A 4,539-nucleotide genomic window follows, 5' to 3' on the forward strand; every position below is an offset into this window, starting at 1 on the left:
CGGCGACCAGCGGCAGCCCGAGCGAGAGCACCTCGCCGGTCCGCACCAGGGCCGCGGCCGCGCGCACGTCCTCCGCGGTGGTCCAGCTCAGCGTCCCGCGAGCGGCGTCGGCGCCCCAGCGTCCCCAGTTGGAGAGCCGACGCCCCCAGTCGCGGAACCCGTCGGTCACGAGGTCGCGGCCCGCTTGAGCCGACCGGTGTTGAACGAGTCGAGCAGGACGGCGAGGAAGATCAGGACGCCCTGCACGAACTGCACCCAGAACGACGACACGTTGAGCAGGGTGAGCCCGTTATTGATGACACCGATGAGCAGGACGCCGACCAGCGTGCCGATCATGCTGCCCTTGCCGCCGAACAGGCTGGTGCCGCCGATGACGACGGCGGCGATGACCTGCAGCTCGATGCCGGTCGCCGCGTTGGGCGTGGCGGAGTCCAGCCGGCCGACGAGGATGATCGCCGCGACGGCGGCGCACAGGCCGGCGATGACGTACGTGGCGAACACGACGCGCTTGACCGAGATGCCCGCGAGCCGGGCGGCGTCGGCGTTGCCGCCGACGGCGTAGACGCGGTGGCCGAAGGTGGTGCGCGAGAGCACGACGTGGCCTATCGCGAACGCGAGCAGGGTGGCGATGGCCGACACCTTGATGCCGGCGATGTCCCCGCTGCCGAGCCAGTTGAGCGCGGCCGGCAGGTCGTACACCGACTGACCCTGGCTGAGCTGCAGCGTGAGGCCCCGGGCCATGCCCATGACGGCCAGCGTCACGATGAACGGCGCCAGGCCGAGCCACGCCACCGACAGGCCGTTGAACGCGCCGACGGCGAGCGAGATGGCGAGCACCGCGAGCAGGCCGAGCCAGCCGTTCCCGGTGGAGTGCGCCCACTGCGCGCCGACGAACCCGGCGAGCGCCATGTTCGAGCCGACGGAGAGGTCGATGCCGCTCGTGATGATCACGAACGTGGCCCCGACGGCGGCGATGCCGACGACGGCGCTCTGGGTGACGATGTTCGTCAGGTTGCTGCTGGTGAGAAAGACGTCCGACATCACCGAGAGCACCACGGACACGACGATCAGGGCGCCGACGATGGGCGCGAGGTCGCTGCTGAGGGCGCGGGAGACGCTGCTGCGTCGCACCGACGGCGAGGGGACAGTGGGGCTGGTCATGCGGGGACTCCATCGTTCGAGGAACCACCTGCTGCGAGGTGGAGGATGCGCTCACGGTCGAAGTCGGAGCGCGTGAGCTCGCCGACGATCCGGCCGGCGGCGAGGACGTAGACGCGGTCGGCCACGGCGAGCACCTCGTCGGTGTCGGAGCTGGACACCAGCACCGACGAGCCCGCCCCGGCGAGTCCGAAGATGTGGTCCCAGATGCCCGACTTGGCTCCGACGTCGACGCCGCGGGTGGGGTCGTCGAACAGGACGACGCGGGGCGACATCTCGCTGACCCGCCCGACGATGACTTTCTGCTGGTTGCCGCCGACAGCTGCCCGATCGGCCTGGGACGGGCCGGCCGCCTTGACGTCGTACTTGGCGGTGATCGCCCGGCTCGGCGCGTGATCTCGCGGCCCCGGAGGAAGCCGAGGCGGCGGACGGGCGCGTAGTCCCCCATCGCGATGTTGGACTCGATGGAGGCCGACAGTACGAGGCCCTCCTGCTTGCGGTCCTCGGGCGCGTAGAGCACGCGGGCGCGGCGCGCGGCCTCGATGCTGCCCGGACGGACCGGGCGGCCGTCCACGGTGACGCGGCCCGCGGTCGGACGGGTGACCCCGGCGACCGCCTTCATCAGCTCGGTCCGGCCCGACCCGGCCAGGCCGACCAGGCCGACGACCTCGCCGGCGTGGGCGCGCAGGGACGAGCCAGCGACGTTCGGGGCCTGCAGGGCGTCGACCACAAGCACCTCGTCACCGATCTCGCGGGCCCGCCAGGGATAGGCCCGCTCGAGCTCCTTGGCGAGCATCGCCCGCACGAGCCCGGCCTCGTCCCACTCCACGGTGGGGGCGTCGCCGACCAGGTGCCCGTCGCGCAGGACGACGATCCTGTCGGCCACCTCGAACAGCTCGTCGAGGTGGTGGGTCACGTAGACGATCGCCAGGCCCTCGTCCCGCAGGGTGCGGACGACGTCCAGCAACGTCTCGACGTCGCGCTCGGGCAGCGCGGACGTCGGCTCGTCGAGGACAAGCACGCGCGCGTCGCGCACCAGGCAGCGGGCGATCTCGGCGAGCTGGCGCTGCGCCATGGTGAGCTGCCGCACCGGGGTGCGCAGGTCCAGGTGGCCGAGCCCGACGCGGCGCAGACCGTCGGCCGCGCGCCGGTGGTTCTCAGCCGCCCGCTTGAAGCCGCCGGTCGCACCGAGGTTGCCCAGGAGGACGTTCTCGAGCAGCGACATGTCCAGGACGTCGGTGAGCTCCTGGTAGATGACGCTCAACCCGGCCTCGATGACGCCGCGCGGACTGGAGGGCAGCTCGGCGCCGTCCAGCAGCACGCGACCGCTCGTCGCCGCCTCGGCGCCGGCCAGGATCTTGATGAGCGTGGACTTGCCGGCACCGTTCTCGCCGACGAGCCCGGTGACCTCGCCGCGCGGAAGGTGACGTCGACGCCCTCGAGCACCTGGACCGCGCCGAAACGCTTGGTGACCCCCTCGACCGAGACGGCAACCGTCTCGGTCGAGGGGGTGGTGACGTGCTCAGCCAACCTGATCAGCCCAGATCCCGTACTCCGCGACCTCGGGCGAGTCGATGTTGGCCGGCGTGATGACCATGCCGGGCCACTCGATGAAGCCGCTGACGTCCTTGCCGTCCTCGATCTCGGCGATCTTGTCCATGACCAGCTCGGACAGCTTGATCGGGTTCGAGCTGACCGTCATGTCCTGGCGCTTGGCCCGGATGTCCTTGATCGCGGGAGCCGGGGCGTCATTGCCGGTGACGAAGATGTGGTCGGGGTCGCCCACCGGCTTGAACAGCCCGGCCGCCTCGATGGCCTTGGTCGCGCCCTGCGCCTCGCTGTCGTTGGAGGTGAAGACCGCGTCGACGTCCTTCTGCGCCTGCAGGATGTTGCTCATCACCGAGTACGTCTTGTCGGTGTCGAACCCGCCGTCCTGACGGGCCACGACCTCGATGTCCGGGTAGTTGCTGATGACGTTGTTGAAGCCCTTCTCACGGTCCGTGGCGGCCGACGACCCGGCGATGCCTTGGATGTCGATGACCTTGCCCTGCGGCTTGCCGTACTTCTCGGTGAGGAAGTCGACGATTCCCTGAGCGCTCTGCTCACCGATGGTGACGTGGTTCATCGCGACAGTGAACTGAACGTCGTCGGAGTCGATGGTGTCCGAGATCGCGATCGGGATGGCGCCGTTGGCGCGCGCCGCCTTGACGGCCGGGACGATGGCGGACGCGTCGGCCGGGCTGATGACGACGTACTTCGCACCCTTGGTGACGAGGTTCTGGATGTCGTTCACCTGCGTGTTGTTGTCACCGTTGGAGTTGGTCTGCAGCAACTTGAAGCCGTGCTTGTCGGCGCCGTCCTCCAGTCCCTTGATGAGACCGGCGAAGTAAGGGTTGGACAGCGTGTAACCGGAGTAGCCGACGACGACCTCGCCGTCACCGGACGCGTCACCCTTCTCCGCGGAGGCACAGGCCACCAGGGCGGAGGCCATCAGGCCGAGGGCCGCGACAGCGGCGACTCGGCGCGTGCGCGACGGACGGGAGCGACGCGTGGTCAGGGACCAGTCCATGGGTTTCCTTCTTCCTCAAGCGGTGAGCACCGAGGTGTGCTCGGGGTCCGGGCTGCGGGGGACAACCTTCGTGCCCTGGATCACGGAGTGTGGTCGCGATCACGTTGGCCGACACGGACTCTAAGGAACGTTCTAAAACTTGCGCAATCGGTTGCCAAAGTTGCCATCCCTGTGGCTTGATGAGCGCGTGCAGCAGCCGACGATCTACGACGTGGCCCGCGTGGCCGGCGTCGCCCCCTCCACCGTGTCGCGCACGTTCGGGCGTCCCGAGCGGGTCGGCGCGGCCACCCGCGAGCGCGTCGAGGCGGCCGCCGAGGAGCTGGGGTACGTGCCGAACCCGCACGCGCGCGCCCTGCAGACCGGACGCCACAAGACCATCGCGATGGTCATCTCCGACATCGCCAACCCGCACTTCTTCGAGCTCATCCGTGGCGCCGAGCAGCGGGCGAAGGCGGCCGAGAACACGCTCGTCATCGTCAACGCCGAGGAGTCGCCGACCATCGAGCGCGACCAGGTGCGTGGGCTGAGCCGGTCGGTCGACGGGTTCATCCTGGCCGCGAGCCGCCTGCCCGACCAGGAGCTGCGCGACCTGGCCGCCCAGCAGCACGTCGTGCTCGTCGACCGCGAGCTGGGGACCATCCCGAGCGTCGTCATGGACACCGCCGCCGGCTGCCGGCAGATCCTGGAGCACCTGGCCTCGCTGGGGCACCGCGACTTCACCTACTGCGCCGGTCCCCCGGGATCGTGGATGGGCGCGGCGCGCTGGGCCGCCCTGCGCACCGGCGCCGAGGAGCACGGGCTTGCGCGCCCGG

At 70.2% G+C, this 4,539-nt stretch carries 4 protein-coding genes and 1 pseudogene; 1 reads left to right on the forward strand and 4 read right to left on the reverse strand.

Annotated features, from left to right (window positions below):
* Positions 1 to 165 precede the first annotated feature (165 nt).
* The 4 genes and pseudogenes from AC2W7G_RS09765 to AC2W7G_RS09780 all read right to left on the reverse strand — a co-directional run bounded on the left by AC2W7G_RS09765 (position 166) and on the right by AC2W7G_RS09780 (position 3,727).
* A complete protein-coding gene (locus tag AC2W7G_RS09765; protein ID WP_485868256.1) occupies positions 166 to 1,161 on the reverse strand; it encodes an ABC transporter permease in 996 nt (331 codons plus the stop codon).
* On the reverse strand, positions 1,158 to 1,433 hold the full coding sequence (locus AC2W7G_RS09770; protein ID WP_485868257.1) for a hypothetical protein: 276 nt from the start codon (positions 1,431 to 1,433) through the stop codon (positions 1,158 to 1,160). The genes AC2W7G_RS09765 and AC2W7G_RS09770 overlap by 4 nt, the downstream gene beginning before the upstream one ends.
* 233 nt (positions 1,434 to 1,666) lie before the next feature.
* Positions 1,667 to 2,572 (reverse strand): annotated as a pseudogene (locus AC2W7G_RS09775) (ATP-binding cassette domain-containing protein); the annotation flags it as partial.
* Between the two features lie 108 nt (positions 2,573 to 2,680).
* Positions 2,681 to 3,727, reverse strand: coding sequence for a sugar ABC transporter substrate-binding protein (locus AC2W7G_RS09780; protein WP_485868258.1), 1,047 nt, complete (start codon positions 3,725 to 3,727; stop codon positions 2,681 to 2,683).
* A 187-nt stretch (positions 3,728 to 3,914) separates the two neighbouring features.
* Here AC2W7G_RS09780 and AC2W7G_RS09785 point away from each other — a divergent pair.
* A partial coding sequence (locus AC2W7G_RS09785) for a LacI family DNA-binding transcriptional regulator (RefSeq protein ID WP_485868259.1) occupies positions 3,915 to 4,539 on the forward strand: 625 nt, incomplete at its 3' end.

The sequence above is a fragment of the Aeromicrobium sp. PFPM2_SD2 genome (assembly GCF_057364525.1).

What these genes read in the sequence shown, in the direction of transcription:
- AC2W7G_RS09780 (WP_485868258.1), bottom strand. Translation starts at nt 3,727, where the DNA reads ATGGACTGGTCCCTGACCACGCGTCGCTCCCGTCCGTCGCGCACGCGC.
- AC2W7G_RS09765 (WP_485868256.1), bottom strand. Translation starts at nt 1,161, where the DNA reads ATGACCAGCCCCACTGTCCCCTCGCCGTCGGTGCGACGCAGCAGCGTC.
- AC2W7G_RS09770 (WP_485868257.1), bottom strand. Translation starts at nt 1,433, where the DNA reads ATGTCGCCCCGCGTCGTCCTGTTCGACGACCCCACCCGCGGCGTCGAC.